13 protein-coding genes and 1 tRNA gene are annotated in these 16,595 nt (G+C 67.6%); 8 read left to right on the top strand and 6 right to left on the bottom strand.

Translation table 11 applies throughout. The features are described from left to right. Positions 1–14: 14 nt before the first annotated feature. On the bottom strand, positions 15–1,211 hold the full coding sequence (locus tag C7C57_RS11750) for an MFS transporter (protein ID WP_187976564.1): 1,197 nt from the start codon (positions 1,209–1,211) through the stop codon (positions 15–17). A gap of 134 nt (positions 1,212–1,345) precedes the next feature. Continuing rightward, entirely contained in the window at positions 1,346–2,512 is a 1,167-nt protein-coding gene (locus tag C7C57_RS11745) for an MFS transporter (protein ID WP_187976563.1), read from the bottom strand. 153 nt (positions 2,513–2,665) lie between these two features. Here C7C57_RS11745 and C7C57_RS11740 point away from each other — a divergent pair, with 153 nt between their 5' ends. After that, positions 2,666–3,271, top strand: coding sequence for a TetR/AcrR family transcriptional regulator (locus C7C57_RS11740; RefSeq protein WP_223144745.1), 606 nt, complete (start codon positions 2,666–2,668; stop codon positions 3,269–3,271). A gap of 60 nt (positions 3,272–3,331) precedes the next feature. Here C7C57_RS11740 and C7C57_RS11735 read toward each other — a convergent pair. Further along, positions 3,332–3,404: transfer RNA gene (locus C7C57_RS11735), tRNA-Arg, on the bottom strand. Between the two features lie 95 nt (positions 3,405–3,499). After that, positions 3,500–4,171: a hypothetical protein gene (locus C7C57_RS11730; protein ID WP_030142861.1), complete on the bottom strand. Its 672-nt coding sequence runs from the start codon at positions 4,169–4,171 to the stop codon at positions 3,500–3,502. Positions 4,172–4,277: 106 nt separating this feature from the next. Here C7C57_RS11730 and argS point away from each other — a divergent pair, with 106 nt between their 5' ends. Further along, positions 4,278–5,945 (top strand): arginine--tRNA ligase, encoded by a 1,668-nt coding sequence (gene argS, locus C7C57_RS11725; protein ID WP_187976561.1) that lies wholly within the window; start codon positions 4,278–4,280, stop codon positions 5,943–5,945. 144 nt (positions 5,946–6,089) lie between these two features. Next, positions 6,090–6,935, top strand: a complete 846-nt coding sequence (locus C7C57_RS11720; RefSeq protein WP_187976560.1) for a DUF2993 domain-containing protein — start codon at positions 6,090–6,092, stop codon at positions 6,933–6,935. Between the two features lie 35 nt (positions 6,936–6,970). On the opposite strand, the gene C7C57_RS11715 is transcribed toward C7C57_RS11720, so the two are convergent. Both C7C57_RS11715 and deoC read right to left on the bottom strand, forming a co-directional pair. Then, positions 6,971–7,171: a hypothetical protein gene (locus C7C57_RS11715; protein WP_187976559.1), complete on the bottom strand. Its 201-nt coding sequence runs from the start codon at positions 7,169–7,171 to the stop codon at positions 6,971–6,973. 90 nt (positions 7,172–7,261) lie between these two features. Further along, positions 7,262–7,960, bottom strand: coding sequence for a deoxyribose-phosphate aldolase (gene deoC / locus C7C57_RS11710; protein WP_223144744.1), 699 nt, complete (start codon positions 7,958–7,960; stop codon positions 7,262–7,264). A 171-nt stretch (positions 7,961–8,131) separates the two neighbouring features. Here deoC and C7C57_RS11705 point away from each other — a divergent pair, with 171 nt between their 5' ends. The 5 genes from C7C57_RS11705 to C7C57_RS11685 all read left to right on the top strand — a co-directional run bounded on the left by C7C57_RS11705 (position 8,132) and on the right by C7C57_RS11685 (position 16,431). Continuing rightward, the gene (locus C7C57_RS11705) at positions 8,132–8,872 is read left to right on the top strand and encodes a CGNR zinc finger domain-containing protein (RefSeq protein ID WP_187976558.1); all 741 of its coding nucleotides are present in this window, start codon (positions 8,132–8,134) and stop codon (positions 8,870–8,872) included. 146 nt (positions 8,873–9,018) lie between these two features. Next, a complete protein-coding gene (gene lysA / locus C7C57_RS11700) occupies positions 9,019–10,437 on the top strand; it encodes a diaminopimelate decarboxylase (RefSeq protein ID WP_187976557.1) in 1,419 nt (472 codons plus the stop codon). After that, complete coding sequence (locus C7C57_RS11695; RefSeq protein WP_187976556.1) at positions 10,434–11,750, top strand: homoserine dehydrogenase; 1,317 nt, start codon at positions 10,434–10,436, stop codon at positions 11,748–11,750. The genes lysA and C7C57_RS11695 overlap by 4 nt, the downstream gene beginning before the upstream one ends. A gap of 119 nt (positions 11,751–11,869) precedes the next feature. Further along, complete coding sequence (gene thrB, locus C7C57_RS11690; RefSeq protein WP_255505669.1) at positions 11,870–12,826, top strand: homoserine kinase; 957 nt, start codon at positions 11,870–11,872, stop codon at positions 12,824–12,826. Between the two features lie 137 nt (positions 12,827–12,963). Continuing rightward, the gene (locus C7C57_RS11685) at positions 12,964–16,431 is read left to right on the top strand and encodes a PT domain-containing protein (protein ID WP_223144743.1); all 3,468 of its coding nucleotides are present in this window, start codon (positions 12,964–12,966) and stop codon (positions 16,429–16,431) included. Positions 16,432–16,595 lie beyond the last annotated feature (164 nt).

The following is a 16,595-nucleotide window of genomic DNA, read 5'->3' as shown; positions in this document are numbered from 1 at the left end:
AATGTCCGAGCGGTTTAGACCGCGGCGGCAGGCACCTCGGCCCGGACACGGGTGAACTCGCCCCCACGCAGCCGGCCGGCGATCAGCAGGACCACGAGTGCTCCCAGGGTCATCGCCGCGCCCACCCAGAGCGGGGAGGTGTAGCCGAGGCCCGCACCGATGGTCAGCCCGCCGAGCCAGGCCCCCACCGCGTTACCGATGTTGAACGCGGCTACGTTGGCCCCCGAGGCGAGGGTCGGGGCGGAGTCCGCATGAGACATGATGCGCATTTGCAGGGGCGGAACCGTGCCAAACCCGAATCCGCCCATCAGGAAGAGCGCGGCGATCGTGACGATCGGGTTCTGCGCGAAGGCCGCGAACAGGGCCAGCACGATGGTCAGCCCGATAAAGGCGATCAGCAGGGTTCGGGCGGGGAAGCGGTCGGTGAGCTTGCCGGAGATGATGTTTCCGATCACCATGCCGGCTCCGAACACGATCAGCAGCCAGGGGACCGCGCCGGTCACGAAACCGGACACATCGGTGAGCGTGAAGGCGATATAGGTGAACGCCCCGAACATCCCGCCGAAGCCCAGGATGGTGAGCACAATCGAGTACCAGACCTGCGGGTTTTTGAACGCCGCAATCTCGCGGCGCAGCACGCCGGGGGCGGGCTTCTCGCCGGAGTTCGAGGTGTTGGGCACCAGGATGATGATGCTCACAAACGAGACGATGCCGATGATCGTGATGGCCCAGAAGGTCGAGCGCCATCCGGCCGCCTGGCCGAGCAGGGTTCCCAGCGGGACCCCGGCGACGTTGGCAATGGTCAGCCCCGCAAACATCGTGGCGATGGCCGCGGCCTTGCGCTCGGCGGTCACCAGGCCGGTGGCCACCACGGTGCCGATCCCGAAGAATGCGCCGTGGCACAGGGCCGCGAGAATCCGACCCACGAGCATCATCGAGTAGTCGGTAGCCAGGGCCGAGACCAGGTTACCGGCGATAAAGAGGATCATCAGACCCAGCAGGGCCTTTTTCTGATCGAAGCGGAGCAGGGCGGCGGTGAGCAGCACGGCACCGAGCGCAACGCTGAGGGCATAGCCGGAGATCAGGTAGCCGGCGGTGGTTTCGCTGACGCCGAAGTCGGTGGCGACCTCGGGGAGCAGACCGAGGATGCCAAATTCGGTGAGGCCGATGCCGAATCCGCCGATGGCGAGGGCATAGAGGGCGAGGGGCATGGGGTCTCCTTGAGTGCGACTGGGCGCGCATCCGGGATGCCGTCCAACATAAATATCCCGCGCCCACAGTAGTTGCAGGCGCGGGATATATTGTTGCACGCGCGGGATATCCGCGCAAGCGGGTCGCGCGAAAGCTAGGCCGAAACGCGCTCCCGCACCGGGCGCGAAGCCAGGGTGATGAGCCAGCCGGCCGCCACGATGAGCGCGGCCAGTAGCATGAGCGGGGTGCCGCCGGCGGCGTCGAAGATCAGGCCGCCGGCGAGGGACCCGATCGCGATCGAGCCGTTGAAGACTCCCGACCACATCGAGGAGCTGGACTCAACCATCGCCGGGTTGGCCACCCGGATCCACGCCTGCAGGGCCACGCCGATTCCGCCATAGGCGGCGCCCCAGAATGCCAGGACCAGGAGCGCAAACCAGGTGTGGGTCGCCGCCAGGGGGATCAGGGCGGTGCCGATCGCGATCCCCGCAAGGGCCCAAAGCAGGGCCGTGCGCGGCGATTTTCCGGCCAGGGCGCCGATGACAAAGTTTCCGGCGATGCCGGTGAGCCCGAAGACCGCCAGGGCGATCACGATCAGGGTCGGGGTGGTCTCGGGGTTGGTCTCCAGGACCGGGCGGATAAAGGTGTAGGCGCCGAAGTGGCCGATGACAACCAGGGTGGTGATGATGTAGCCAGTGCGCACCCCGCGATCACGCCACGGGGTGAAGAGTCCGCCGAGGCCCGTGCGCTCGGCGGTGGGGAGTGCGGGCATCGCGGTCCGGGCAAAGATCGCCGCGAAAGCCCCGAGTGCGGCCAGGGCCCAGAAGGCCGTGCGCCATCCGGCGAGGTTGGCAATCAGGGTGCCCAGCGGCAGTCCCAGCACCATGCCGATCGAGACACCCGAGAAGATCGCCGTCATCGCACGCCCGATGTGGGCGGCGTCGGCGAGGCGGGCACCCAGGCCTCCCGAGCTGGCCCAGACGATCCCCATCGAGATTCCAATCAGGACGCGGGCCAGCGCGAAGATCGCAAAGGTGGTGGCGGTCGCGCTGAGGACGTTGGCGATGGCCAGCAGGATCAGGAAGGTCACCAGTGCCGTGCGCCGATCCATGCGTCCCAGGATGACCGGGGTGAGCGCGGCCACGATGGCCGCCATGATGCCGGTGATGGTGAGGGACATGCCGGCCAGTCCGGGGGCGATGTCCAGGGCGTCGGCGATCGGGGTGAGGAGGCCCACCGGCATCATCTCGGCCGTGACCACGCTAAAGGTGGAGAGGGCGACCGCGAGGACCGGTGACCAGCGGAAGGGGGCAGTGGACATGCTGAGGACTTCTTTCGAGCGGGAGGGGGTTCTCACATACGTGAGGTATGTGAGTGATACTAGATCACATACGTCGCGTATGTCAATTCATATGCACTGCGTATGTGAATGTTCTTTTGTGGGTGGGCGCGCTACGATGGCGGCGGAGGAATGATGCCCAAGTCAGAACGTCGAACACGCACCGAGATGCTTGATCACACGCGGGAGCAGCTGTTGGCCGCCGGCCGGCGGTTTTTTGCCGAGCAGGGCTATGCGGCGACCTCGATGGATGATCTCACCGCCTCGGTGGGGCTGACCCGCGGTGCCCTCTACCACCATTTCGGCGGTAAGAGCGGGCTGATGGACGCGGTGGTGCGCTCGATGGATGACGAGCTCTGCGTGGAGCTGCGGGCGGTCCTGCGCTCCACCGAGGACCCCCTGCTGGCCCTCGCGCGACGCGGCCGCGCCTATATCGAAAAGACCCAGGCGCCCGAGTTTCAGCGCATCATGTTCACCGACGCGCCGGCGGTCGTAACCGATGCGGTGGAGGAGACCGCCCGCGCCTGCATCGCGACCCTGGCCGAGGTGGTCCAAGATGCCAAGGATCGGGGGAGCGTCTCCGAGCGGGTGTCGCCCGTGGTGATCGCTACGATGCTCAACGGGGCGCTGGCGGATGCCTCACGCTGGGTGGCGGCGGCCAGTAGCGAGGCCGAACGAGCCGAACGGCTGAGCTCGGCCAATGACTCGGCCGCCGCCCTGGTGGAGGGCCTGCGACTCTAGTCGCACCCCGGGTTAAAGCAGAAACTGCGACATGGAAAACCATGTCGCAGTTTACATTTGTGCCCCCGGAGGGATTCGAACCCCCGACCTGCGGTACCGGAAACCGACGCTCTATCCCCTGAGCTACGGAGGCGCACGAGAGCTACATTAGCACTAATTGAGGTGGTGCTTGAACCGGTCCGGCGCGTCGCGAATGCGACACGCCGAACCGGTTCGCGGTACCGATGCCTAGAGCTTCGCGGCCTTCAGGGCGGCGATTGCCGGGGTGCTCAGCTGTTCCAGCGCGCCGGGCTCGGTGAACTCCTCCGAGGAGAGGGTGAGCCAGTAGTTCCCCACAAAAATCTGGGCCTCGTTGATCCGCTTGTCATTCTTCAGCAGAATCGGTCCGAAGTATCCCTCATCCGGCGGGGTGGTGTACGTGGGAACCTGCTGGCTGGTTTCGGCCGCCTTGTTCTTGAGATCCTCAAGCTCCGAGGGGTCCAGCGCGGCCACGGCAACATCGATCGTGGTTCCGCTGGAGTTATTGGTCAGCTGGCAAGCCAGGCCGCCGATTCCCTGAATCTTGGCCGCGGTGCTCCCGGCGGCCGGTGCCGAGGTGGTGGCCGAAACATTGGGGTTGTAGGCATACACGGTTTCGGGTGTAAGGAGCTGATCGCAGGTTAGCGGAACGACGCCGCTTTCGAGCGGGTCGGCCGTTGCACTCGGCGCGGTGGATGGGTTGGTGCTCGGTTCGCCGGAGCCGTTCGGGGTGGCCGAAGGCTTCGCGGGTGAGGATGCCGAAGGACTCGCACTGGCATCGCCCGAGGAGGACGGTGCGCAGCCGGTGATCAGCAGCAGACCGACGCCAGCCAGGGCGAACAGGCTCGCGCGTCGTGCGGAGCGGGGAAGTAGCGTGTTCACGATGGGGTTCCTTTCAAACCAGACACGTTGACGTTAGCAATAAACACGCGCGGATGCCGAAATATCGGGGTACTTGGAGCATTCCTGACGCCTGTAGACTGGGCTGGTGACTCCAGATGATCTCTCCCTAGCCCTGTACAACATCGTGCTGCCTCTGGCCGAGGCCGCCCGCGCCGGTTCCTCCGACGAGATCGCGCGAGAGGACATCACGCTGGAGCGTCCGAAGAACCGCGATCACGGGGACTGGGCCTCAAACCTGGCGATGAAGTTCGGCAAGAAGCTGGGTGTGAACCCGCGCGAGCTGGCCACCAGCGTGGTTGCCGCCCTGGGCGAGATCGAGGGTGTGGCCGGTGCCGAGGTTGCCGGTCCCGGATTCATCAATATTCGCCTGGACGCCGCCGCGGCCGGCGCCCTGGCCCAGACCATCGTCGAGGCCGGTTCCACCTACGGGCAGGGTTCGAGCCTGGATGGCGAAACCATCAACCTGGAGTTTGTGTCGGCCAACCCGACCGGTCCGCTGCACATCGGCCACACCCGCTGGGCTGCCCTGGGCGACTCGCTGGGTCGCGTGCTGCGTGCCGCCGGCGCGAAGGTAGCCAACGAGTACTACATCAACGATGCCGGTAACCAGATGGACAACTTCGGTGCGTCCATCCTCGCCGCGATCCGCGGCCAGGAGACCCCCGAAAACGGTTACCCGGGCGCGTACATCACCGAGCTGGGTGCCGCCGTGCTGGCCGCCCACCCGGAGATCACCGAGCTGGACGACCAGGCCGCCCTGGACCTGGCCCGCGAGGCCGGATACCAGCTGCAGCTGGGCGAGATCCGCGAGTCCCTGGCGCGCTTCAACGTGCACTTCGACGTGTGGTTCAGCGAGCGCACCCTCCACGCCGAAGGCGAGAACGGTGCCCCCAGCGCGATCGATGCCTCGATCGACCGTCTGCGCGAGCAGGGTCACGTCTATGACAAGGACGACGCGATCTGGGTACGCACCACCGACTTCGGTGACGACAAGGACCGCGTGATTCGTCGAGGCAACGGTGTCTTCACCTACTTTGCCGCCGACGCCGCCTACTACCTGAACAAGGGTGACCGCGGATTCCAGCACAAGATCTACCTGCTGGGCGCCGACCACCACGGTTATGTACACCGTCTGAAGGCCGTTGCCGGTGCCGCCGGGGACAACCCCGAGCGTGACATCGAGGTGCTGATCGGTCAGCTGGTGTCGATCAACGGTGCCCGCCTGTCCAAGCGTGCCGGAAACATCATCGAGCTCAACGACCTGCAGGCCTGGCTCGGCACCGATGCGCTGCGCTACTCGCTGGCCCGCTACCCCGCCGATTCGCCCATCTCGCTGGACCCGGATCTGCTGAAGAAGCGCACCAACGACAACCCGGTGTTCTACGTGCAGTACGCCCACGCCCGCACCTGCGCGGTCGCCCGCAACGCGGCCGAGTCCGGGGTGGACCGCTCGACCTTCGCCCCCGAGCTGCTGGTGCACGAGAGCGAATCGGCCCTGCTGGGCGCGCTGCAGGAGTTCCCGCGGATCGTGGCCCAGGCCGCGACCCTGCGTGAGCCGCACCGCGTGGCCCGCTACATCGAAGAGGTCGCCTCGCTGTACCACCGCTGGTACGACGCCTGCCGCGTGCTGCCGTTTGGCGACGAGGCGGTCGGTGACCTGCACCGCACGCGTCTGTGGCTGAACGATGCCACCGGAACCGTGCTGCGCAACGGCCTGGACCTGCTGGGTGTTTCGGCACCCGAGCGCATGTAGGTTGTTCTCAAACGCCCACCCGTTCGCGGGTGGGCGTTTGGCGTTAACGCGGGTTCGGCTGGGAATGTGTGTGTGGACGCACGCCGATTCGATCCGGGGCGTTATTGTCGAAATAGCAGATTTTTAACCCAGGGGGAGCACGGCGTGAGCGAACGGAACGAGACCGAGGTTTCGGCCAACCAGGTGCTGTTTGAGCGTTTGAACGCGGCCCGGATCGAGCAGGAGTCCGAACCGCCCAAGAAGCGTCGGACCGGGCGTCGCTGGCTGGTCACCGGGATCGTCACCGTGGTGGTGCTGGGTCTCGTGGGCGGGGCGATTGTGATCGCCAACAACCTGGTGCGCGATGTGGCCCAGGACTCGGTGAAGTCGCTCGGAGCGAGCGCGGGGGCCACCTTCCAGGGGCCGCTGGACGTCAAGATCGGCGGCGACTGGCCGCTGTTCCAGCTGCTCTCGGGGTCGTTTGACGATGTTCGGGTGAGCGCCCAGCACGCGACCCTGCGCGGGGTTCCGCTGAGCTTTGACGTGCGCGCCCAGGGGGTGCCGCTAGATCCCAAGAAGCCCGCCAAATCGGTGCAGATGACCACCGTGGTGGATCAGGATGGGCTGAACGAGTTCATCAAGCCGCCCACCGAGGGCGGCACGCTGACCCTGGGGGACGGGGTCTTTGGGTACCACGAGGAGGTGACCGGCCCGTTCGGCATCAAATTCGGCGTGCAGGTTTCCGCGCGTCCGGCCGTGAGCGGGACCACGATGACGCTGACTCCGGTGGGGGCCGAGGTCACCTCCTCGGTGGGGAACATCAACGTGGATCCGATCGTGCAGGCGGTCCTCGGTAAGGCCCCGATTCCGGTGTGCTTGGCCGACCGTCTGCCGCCGGGAGCGGAGGTGAAGTCGCTCACCGTGACCCCGCAGAATGCGACCATCGTGGTGGATGTCAAGGACATCGTGCTGACCGGTGACCTGTTGAGCAGCCGCGGAAAGTGCGAGTAGCGCGGCGGTAGCGCGTTCCGAATAACGTCTGCGCGTTAAGGAGAGTGCGGGGCGGCGGGCGTCTCGGCCCGATCGGTGACGGCCCGGATCCGCGCGGCAATCGCCGCGTTTTCCTCGACCTCATCGGCGTGCGCGCGCAGCGCCGAGAGAACCGCTGCGCGGATCACGCAATATAAAACGTAGAACCCGGCGGCGATGATGACCGCGATAAACGCGAGCTGTGAAAACCCGTCCATGTTGCCTCCCCGATGGCAGTAATTTTGGGCCAACGATAGCAGCGGAAGGGGCACCGCCGGAAACCGGCGGTGCCCCTTTGCGAATGAGTGCTAGTAGCCCGCGGGGCCCTCGGTGGCCGAGTCCGCCAGCAGGGCGGCGCTGCCCGAGACACCCAGGCGGGTGGCACCGGCGGCGATCATGGCCTCGGCCTGCTCGCGGGTGCGCACGCCACCGGAGGCCTTGACGCCCAGGCGTCCGCCCACGGTCTTCGCCATCAGCGAGACCGCATGCACCGAGGCACCGCCGGCCGGGTGGAAGCCGGTCGATGTCTTTACGAAGTCGGCACCGGCGCGCTCGGAAGCCTCGCAGACGGCGACGATGGCCTCATCCGACAGGGTTGCCGACTCGATGATGACCTTGAGCAGCACGGGGGCCGGAGCAGCCTCGCGGACGGCGCGAATGTCGGCCTCGACATCGGCGTAACGGCCCTCGATGGCGGCACCGATATCGATCACCATGTCGACCTCGTCCACACCCTCGCTCGCGGCCAGGGCCGCCTCGGCGGCCTTGATCGAGGAGTGGTGCTTTCCGCTGGGGAAGCCCACGACTACGGCGAGGCTCAGGTCCACGCCCTCGGGCATCTGCACCGGCAGCACCGAGGGGGACAGGCACACGGCCTTGGTACCCAGGCGGGCGGCCTCGGCGATGGTTGCGGCGACATCCACGGTGGTCGCGGTGGGTGCCAGCAGGGTGTGGTCAATAAACTGTGCCAGTTCGGCGGTGGTCAGGGGGGAGTTTGACTCGGTCACGGTACTCGCCTTCGAAATAGGGGATGTGATGGTTCCAGCCTACTCGGGCGGGCCTCGTTCGCCGCCGCGCCGACCGCGCGGACACCCAATCGATATCCGCGAAGACGCGCCCCCAATCCCAGTGGACAGAATCGTTAGGGAAACACCACTGTCGGGGGTTACCCTGAATTCATGGGAACCACGAGCGAGCGCTACGGCGTTGTTACCGGACCGAATGATGCGGGAGCCGTCCAGGACCTGCTCAACACGTTTGCCAACGGTCGTTCCGGCAAACCCGATCTGCTGGCCACCGCGTACTCGGCCGCGAGTTGGTGGGCCGAACGCGGTGGAGCCACCACGGTGCTGGCGGCACCACCGGAAGGGGCGTCGGGGGATGCACGGGAAGACGCGCCCGATGAAGCGTCGGGGGTCGCGCCCGCAGGAGGGCCGGAGGATGCCCTTGGGGATCCGGCGAGGCTCCGAGAGCTTCGGGACGCGCTGCGCGCCGCGCTGACCGAGGGCGCGGTTGCCGCCGCCGAGTCCGATGACCACGCGAGCGGTGGTCCCGCTTCCACGCCCGCCGTCGATGCCTCCGCCGACCCGGCACCGGCACCCGCCGGAAACCCGCCCGCCACGATCACCCTCGGCCTCCGTCCCGACGGCACGGTCGCCCCCACCCCCGCGGGCACCGGCTGGGATGCGGCGCTCGCCGAGGTGCTGCTCTGGGTATATCGCTCCCAGCTGGAGGGTACCTGGCCTCGGCTCAAGGTGTGTCGAAACCCCGAGTGTGGGGTGGCGTTCTACGATCGATCCCGCAACTCCAGCGGGGTCTGGCACGATGCCCTGGTGTGTGGAAACGTCGCCAATCTGCGGGCCTCCCGTGCCCGCAAACGCGAGCGCGCCGAGGGCACCGAATCGGGGAGCGGTAACTAGGGATTCCCCGGGCCGACGCGGGAGGAAACATGTGCACCGTGCGGCATACGGATTCTGGGAAAATGGGCAGGTGCCGCCCGGTTAGACTGGTCGGACTCCGCCCCGGGTAGCCCGCGCTACCCCCCACGACCCAGATTGGTTCCGCCGTGGCCGCTCATTCCCTCGACTCCGCCGATCTCGCCCCCGCCTGGCTCGAGATCCCCGCCGACCCCAACGACCTGGCACCCGGGCTCTGGCCGGCCAACACCGCGCGCGAGTCCGACGGTCGCCTGAGCCTGGCCGGAATCCCCGTGGATGAGCTGGCGGCAACCTACGGCAGCCCCCTGTACGTCATCGACGAGGCAGACTTCCGCGGCCGGGCCGCCCGCGCCCGCGCCGCCTTCGACACCGAGGCTGCCCGCATCGGCACCAGCGCCAAGGTGTACTACGCGGCCAAGTCGTTCCTCAGCGCGGATATCGCCCGCTGGGTGGCCGAGGAGGGCCTCTACGTCGACGTGTGCAGCGGGGGAGAACTCGCCCTGGCGCTCGCCGCGGGTATCCCCGCCGCGCGTCTGGGTCTGCACGGCAACAACAAGTCGCTGGCCGAAATCGATCGCGCGGTCGGCGTGGGAATCGGCGCGATCGTGCTCGACAGCCTGCAGGAGATCGACCGCGTCGCCGATGCCGCCGCCCGCCACGGCGTGGTGCAGAACGTGCGTCTGCGGGTCAACTCCGGCGTGCACGCCGACACCCACGACTTCCTGGCCACCTCCCATGAGGACCAGAAGTTCGGCATCACCCGGGCCGATGCCCCCGATGCGGTGGCGAAGATTCGTGCCCGCGCCGAGCTGAACTTCCTCGGCCTGCACTGCCACATCGGCTCGCAGATCTTCGGATCGGCCGGCTTCGGCGAATCCGCCGCACGCCTGCTGGAGCTCCACCGCGACCTGCTGGCCGGCGGCGACATCCCCGAGCTGAACCTCGGTGGTGGATTCGGGATCGCCTACACCCGGGCCGACGACCCGGCCGAGATCGAAACCCTCGCCGCCGACATCGCCGACCAGGTGGCCACCGAGGCCGTTCGTCTCGGCATCGCCGTACCGGTGCTGGCCTTCGAGCCGGGCCGTTACATCTCCGGACCCACTACGATGAGTCTGTACGAGGTTGGCACCACCAAGGATGTTTCGGTGGCGCTTCCCGAGGGTGGCACCGCGATCCGGCGCTACCTGTCCGTGGACGGCGGCATGAGCGACAACGCTCGGCCCGCACTCTACGAAGCTCAGTACTCGGCCCGGATGACCAACCGCGTCTCCGATGCCGCACCCGCACTCTCCCGGGTGGCTGGAAAGCACTGCGAGTCCGGCGACATCGTGGTGTACAACGAGTATCTGCCCGCGGACGTTGTCCCGGGCGATCGCATCGCCGTCCCCGCGACCGGTGCCTACTGCTGGTCGCTCGCCAGCAACTACAACTTCCTCGGCCGTCCCGCCGTGGTCGCCGTGCTGAACGGTGAATCACGTCTGCTGGTGCGCGGCGAGACCGAAACCGAACTACTGGCTCGCGATGCCGGATTGGACAAAAAGTGAGTGAACTTCGGACCCTGCGCGTCGCGCTGCTGGGCGCAGGCTCGGTGGGATCGCAGGTGGCACGACTGCTGACCGAGGACCGGGAGGAGCTCGCCGCCCGCGCGGGCATCACCCTGGACCTGGTGGGTGTGGGCGTGCGTAGCCTGGACTCGGCCCGCGACTGGGACATCCCGGCCGAGCTGCTGACCACCGACGCCCACGAGCTGGTGCAGCGCGCCGACGTGGTGATCGAGCTGATCGGCGGCATCGAACCGGCCCGCACGCTGATCCTCGAGGCCATCGCCGCCGGCGCCGATGTGGTCACCGGAAACAAGGCGCTGATCGCCGCGCACGGTCCCGAGCTGTTTGAGGCGGCCGCCCGGGTGGGCGCGCTGATCTCCTATGAGGCAGCCGTGGCCGGGGCCATCCCGATCCTGCGTCCGCTGCGCGAGAGCCTCGCCGGCGACCGCGTCAACCGCATCCTGGCGATCGTCAACGGCTCCACCAACTTCATCCTCGACCGCATGGACCGCTTCGGCGACACCATGGAGCAGGCCCAGAAGACCGCGTTCGAGCTGGGTTTCCTCGAGGCCGACCCGACGCTGGACGTGGACGGCTACGATGCCGCCCAGAAGGCAGCGATCCTCGCCCGCCTGGCCTTCCACGCCGATGTGCCCGCCGAGGCCGTCTACCGTGAGGGCATCGCCGACATCACCGCCGAGCAGATCGCCGATGCGGCCGCCGCCGGTGCCACGATCAAGCTGCTGGCCATCGCCGAGCGCGTGACCGGAGAGCACGGCGAGGGCATTTCGACCCGCGTCTACCCGGCGCTGATCCCCAAGGAGCACCCGCTCGCCTCGGTGCACGGCGGCAACAACGCGGTCTTCGTGGAGGCCGCCGCGGCCGGACCGCTGATGTTCTACGGTGCCGGTGCCGGTGGCGTGCAGACCGCCTCCGCGGTGCTGGGAGACCTGGTCTCCGCCGCCCGTCGCCACGTGGCCGGCGGCCCGGGACTGACCGATGGTGCCACGGCCAAGCTCCCGCTGATTCCGATCGGCGAGGTGCGTGCCCGCTACCAGATTGCCCTGCGGGTGAGCGATCGCCCCGGCGTGCTCGCCCAGATCGCCGGGATCCTGGCCGAGGCCGGCGTCTCGGTCGAGACCGTGGTGCAGTCGGCCGCCGAGGCCGCCGACGATTCCGAGGAGCGCACCGCGATGCTCGTGATCGGCACCCACACCTCGCGCGAGGACGCGGTACAGAACACCGTTTCCGAGCTGCGCTCCCACGAGGCCGTGCGCACCGTGGTCAGCGTCCTGCGCTTCGAGGGCGAGTAACCCCTCTACACCCGTGGTGACGAGGCGGCCGTGCCGCCTCGTCACCGTGCATCATCATCAACACGACCACACCGGTGGTCAGGATCCCGAGCCCCGCTCGGTGTTAGGACTGGTAAGGAATGAGCCCCTCGGACATGCCCGAGAACGTCGCGACCCTGCTCGGCCGCGGCGTTCGTGTTCGCGTCCCCGCAACCTCCGCCAACCTCGGCCCGGGGTTTGACACCCTGGGACTCGCGCTCAGCGTGTACGACGAGATCGAGGTGAGCGTGCGGGAGGAGCCCGGAGCGTTTGTGGACATCCACGGGGTGGGCGAGGGAACCGTCCCCACCGACGACACCAACCTGGTGGTGACCTCGATGGCCTATGCGTTCACCGCCGTGGGGCAGCCGGTTCCCGGCGTGAACATCGTCGCGCACAACACGATCCCGCACGGCCGCGGAATGGGATCCTCGGGGGCCGCCGTGGTCGCCGGGATCATGGCGGCCAAGGGCTTGCTCGAGGGAATTTTCGAATTCTCCGATGAGGACCTGCTGCGCATCGCCACCGAGATCGAGGGCCACCCGGACAACGTGGCCCCGGCCCTGTTTGGTGGTCTCACGATCGCCTGGGAAACCCCCGCCGGTCCCAAGCACAAGAAGCTCGCGGTGCACCGCGGCGTCTCCCCGCTGGTCCTGGTGCCCGAGCACACCCTCTCCACCAAGGTCGCCCGCGGCCTGCAGCCCGCCCAGGTGCCGCATGAGGACGCGGTCTTCAACGTTTCGCGTTCGGCCCTGCTGATCGCCGCGTTGACCCAGAGCCCCGACCTGCTGTGGGACGCCACCGAGGACCGTCTGCACCAGAACTACCGTGCCTCGGCGATGCCCGCGACCCACGAGCTGGTCACCGCGCTGCGCGAGCAGGGCTTCCCGGCCGTGGTGTCGGGTGCCGGCCCCTCGATCCTGGTCCTCGCCGACGGCACCGGTGAGCGCACCGCCGCCGCCGCGTTTGTGTCCGAGCAGGCGAGCGTGCCGTGGCAGATCCACTCGCTCGCCGTGGACGTGCAGGGGGCCAGTGTGGTCCCGCTCGCGGCGGTCTAAACAGCGGAATCCGATATGGCGGCCCTCCTTTGGGGGCCGCCATTCGGCGTTCTTGATATCAATTGCTTTGCACTGTGTCCGAACCCTAGCCATCCGCCCGATAACCCCGATAGTGTGACGCTCACCAAGGGGAACGGGTGGCTATGGTGGCGAAGAAGCGCGCACGCGGTGTTCGAGATGCACGGATCGTGGCGCGCAGGCGTCCCCGCTCGTGGATCGCCGGGGCGATTGCGCTGATCCTGATGGCCGCCGGGGGCTATGCGCTGGATGCCGCGGGTGCACCGCCCGCCTCCGCCGAATCCGGTGTCGAGGGCACCACGGTGCAGATCCCGCAGCGCTGGTACAGCTACGTCAGCCCGGGGGAGAGCTTCCAGCTGCGTTCGGCCTTCCGCACAAACACCGGGGCCAACGGCGGCGATCTCTACACCAAGTGGGTGGTCTATGCCCCGGATGGGTCGACCGCCTGGGAGTGCACCGATATCACCGGTCCGGGCAAACGCTGCGACTGGGAAAGCCCGATCCAGGCCCAGGCCGGAGTCTGGGTCGCGGCGCTGGAGCCCGCGCGCGGATCCCACCCCAATAACCACGGACGCAACGTGGTGACCTGGCAGGTCAACCCGTTGCGCGCCGGATCCACGGTCCCCGGACGCACGTGGAGCGAGCGCTTTGACCTGACCGATTCCTCGACCACCGCGTCCTACCCGATGTGGGTGCAAACCGAGTTCGGCTACACGTATCAGGTGGAGTATCGCGGCCTGCGCGGAATCACCTCGGCGTTTCAGGCCTCCGCCTTTGGCAACGTGAACGGTGCCACGTGTACGTCGGTGTACCACTCGCTGGCCTCCGGGGCGAATAATCCCAAGCCCGAGTACGGTCCGGTCAGCTGGAAGCCGAAGTGTGGGGCGGCGCCGGACAAGGTGTTCTTCGGGAAGCCGGATCTGGCGGGACTCCCACGCACGGTCACCCTGCCCGGTGGCGAAACCACGTGGCTGAACGTGCCGCTGGAAAAGCCCGAACTCACCGTGGAGAGTTTTGTCCCGGACGCCCCAGGATCGCGTGCCGGGGTGTTCACCTTCGACGCCAGCGGGTTCGAGGGCAACGTGGAGGTCCTGATCGATACCGATGCCGACGGGGTCTTCGATGGGCCCAACGATATCGTGACCCAGGCCGCGGTGTACGCGGGAAAGGGAACCTTCAGGTTTGACGGCCGCGATGCCTCCGGAGCCGACATCCCCACCAGCACGCCGATCGCCTTCAGGGTGGGGATCGAGAAGCTGGGCGAATCGCACTTCCTGCTGGGGGATGTGGAGATTCTCTCCGGGGGGATGAGTGTGACCCGGCTGAACGGGTTGCAGAGCAGCGGGTCCTCGATCATCCACTGGAACGATGAGCCGGTGACCCTGCGCGAGTGGGACCGCCAGGCTCTGATCAAGTGCGGCACCCAGCCCTCGCCGCTGCGCTCGCCGGCCGAGGGGGTGGATTCCAGCGGCGGCGTACGCGGCTGGTCGGCCACCGGCTGTAAGGACATGAATGGGAGCGCATCCAGCACCACAAACGGCGGGTCCTGGGGCAATAACCGTTCGATCGACACCTGGGCGTTTGAACACTTTGACCTGACCCAGCCAGGTGCCCCCGTGGCGACCATGGACATTCCCGGGGTCGCCCTCGCCAAGGCCTCCGAGCCCGCCTCGGGTGCGGTGGTGGCACCGGGCGAGACCATCATCTATACGGTGACCGCGAGCGCGGTCGCCTACCCGCATCCCGAGGAGATCAGCCAGCCGGCCACGTTCTGGAACGGTCGGCTCAGCGACACCGTAACGGGTCTCACGGATGACGCCGACGTCAACCTGGGGGCCCTGGCCTGGACGTCCTCAGCCGATCTACCCGGCGACGCCAGCAACACCACCAGTACCCGGGCGGACCAGCAGCAGTGGAGCTGGACCGGGCTGCGGATCCCGATGAACACGTCGATCGCGCTGACCTATCCGGCCACGGTGAAGCCGCTGGACCAGGGCGGTGATGGCACGCTGCTCAACGTGGCCTTCACGCATCCCGAGGAGACCCCGCCGCTCTTCCCCGAGGAGTGTCCGGTGGCGCCCAACGGCAGCCTTCCCGGCTGTGGCTGGACCGAGCATCAGGTGGATGGGTTGGCGATCGAGAAGTCCAGTTCCCCGGTGCGGGAAACCGCGGTGGTCCCCGGGGACCGCATCGACTACACGCTGAGCTTTACCAATAACGGGCAAAACACCGAGGCGATCAACCACGTCGACGATATGACCGGCGTGGCCGACGACGCGGACCTCACCGGATTCTGGGTCAACGACCTCACCATCACCCCGGCCGATGCCGACCTGACCCCGGTGTGGGATGCGGCGACCCGACGGCTGAGCCTCCAGGGTTCGGTGGCACCGGGAGCGCGGGTCACGGTGTCGTATCCGGTGACCATCGGGACCGGCACGGGGGACGGGGTTGTGGCCAACTTCCTGCTGCGGGCGGGGGAGGATCGCCCGGCCGTCTGTGTCGAGGGAAACCTGGGCTGCACCGTGCACTTTGTGCCGGGGCTGGCGCTCACCAAAACCTTCGCGGGGGACTATGAGGACCTCGACGGAAGCGGCACAATCAGCCTGGGCGACCTGCTGCCGTTCACCTTCACCGTGACCAACACCGGCGCGACCACGATCGAGCAGATTCGAATCATCGACCCGCTGGTGCAGGAGCAGGGGGTCGGCGTGACCTGTGACACCGTGCGGCTGCGTCCGGGGAACTCCACGACCTGCGCCACGCTGTCCGGTTACGAGGTCCAGGCGGCCGATGTGGCCGCGGGATCGGTGCTCAACCGCGCCACCGCCCGCGGCATTCCCGCGCACGGGGCACCCCTGAGCTCGGATGCGGCAACCGTCTCGGTGCCCGTGATGGTGGCCGAACCGGGGCTCGCGCTCACCAAGACGCTGGACACGGATCACGCGGCGGTGGGGGAGATCCCCGCGGGCATCGAGGACGTGGACGCGAACGGTCGCGTGGATGCCGGGGACCATGTCTGGTATGCCTTCACGCTGAACAACACCGGTGATACCCGGCTGGAGGGGCTTCGGGTCCTCGATCCCAAGCTCACCGCGGCCGGTATCACGATTGAGTGCCCGGCGAACACCCTGGAGCGCGGTGCCTCCCTGCGCTGTGTGAGCGTGGAACCCTATGTGATCTCCGCCGCGGATGTGGAGGCGGGGGCGGTTCTCAACACCGCCGAGGCGGAGGGGGAAAACGCCACGACCGGCATGATCGGTTCGACGCCGGTCGAGCACCGGGTGCCGGTGGACCCGGACGTGGAGCCCACCCCCGAGCCCTCGACTGGGCCGTCGACCGGGCCCTCAACCGGACCGTCTACCGGGCCGACCGAACCGGGTACTCCGGGCCCGAGTACCGATCCGACCGGTCCGGGGACCCCGGGACCGACCGATCCCGGAGCCCCGAGTCCCGGGGAATCGCTCGGTGAGACGGGGGCCCACCCACCCATTTCGGGTGGCATCCTGGCGCTGATTCTGGTGCTGATGGGACTGGGGGCCCTCGTCGCACGCCGGAATTCCGGGGCACGATCCCGAGACCTATAAACGAGGAGAAACCCCGCGGGCCACCGAACCCCGCGGGGTTTCTCTCGCGTTGGAAGCCCGTGAGGTGCTAGTCTGGGCGTAATCCCACACGGCAACACCGTCTCGAACGCTGTATGAATCGCGGCGGTAACTCTGGCCGGGCGGGTCAATTTTGCACATCAACG

The sequence above is a fragment of the Mycetocola sp. JXN-3 genome, from assembly GCF_014522285.1.
GTDB lineage: Bacteria > Actinomycetota > Actinomycetes > Actinomycetales > Microbacteriaceae > Mycetocola > Mycetocola saprophilus.
Note: the sequence above shows the minus strand (reverse complement) of the source record. Positions and strands in the feature narration are given on the sequence as shown.

Bases quoted from the DNA above. Each gene is read 5' to 3' on its own strand.
- thrB (WP_255505669.1), top strand. From the start codon at position 11,870: ATGAGCCCCTCGGACATGCCCGAGAACGTCGCGACCCTGCTCGGCCGC.
- C7C57_RS11745 (WP_187976563.1), bottom strand. From the start codon at position 2,512: ATGTCCACTGCCCCCTTCCGCTGGTCACCGGTCCTCGCGGTCGCCCTC.
- C7C57_RS11705 (WP_187976558.1), top strand. From the start codon at position 8,132: ATGGGAACCACGAGCGAGCGCTACGGCGTTGTTACCGGACCGAATGAT.
- C7C57_RS11750 (WP_187976564.1), bottom strand. From the start codon at position 1,211: ATGCCCCTCGCCCTCTATGCCCTCGCCATCGGCGGATTCGGCATCGGC.
- C7C57_RS11740 (WP_223144745.1), top strand. From the start codon at position 2,666: ATGCCCAAGTCAGAACGTCGAACACGCACCGAGATGCTTGATCACACG.
- C7C57_RS11715 (WP_187976559.1), bottom strand. From the start codon at position 7,171: ATGGACGGGTTTTCACAGCTCGCGTTTATCGCGGTCATCATCGCCGCC.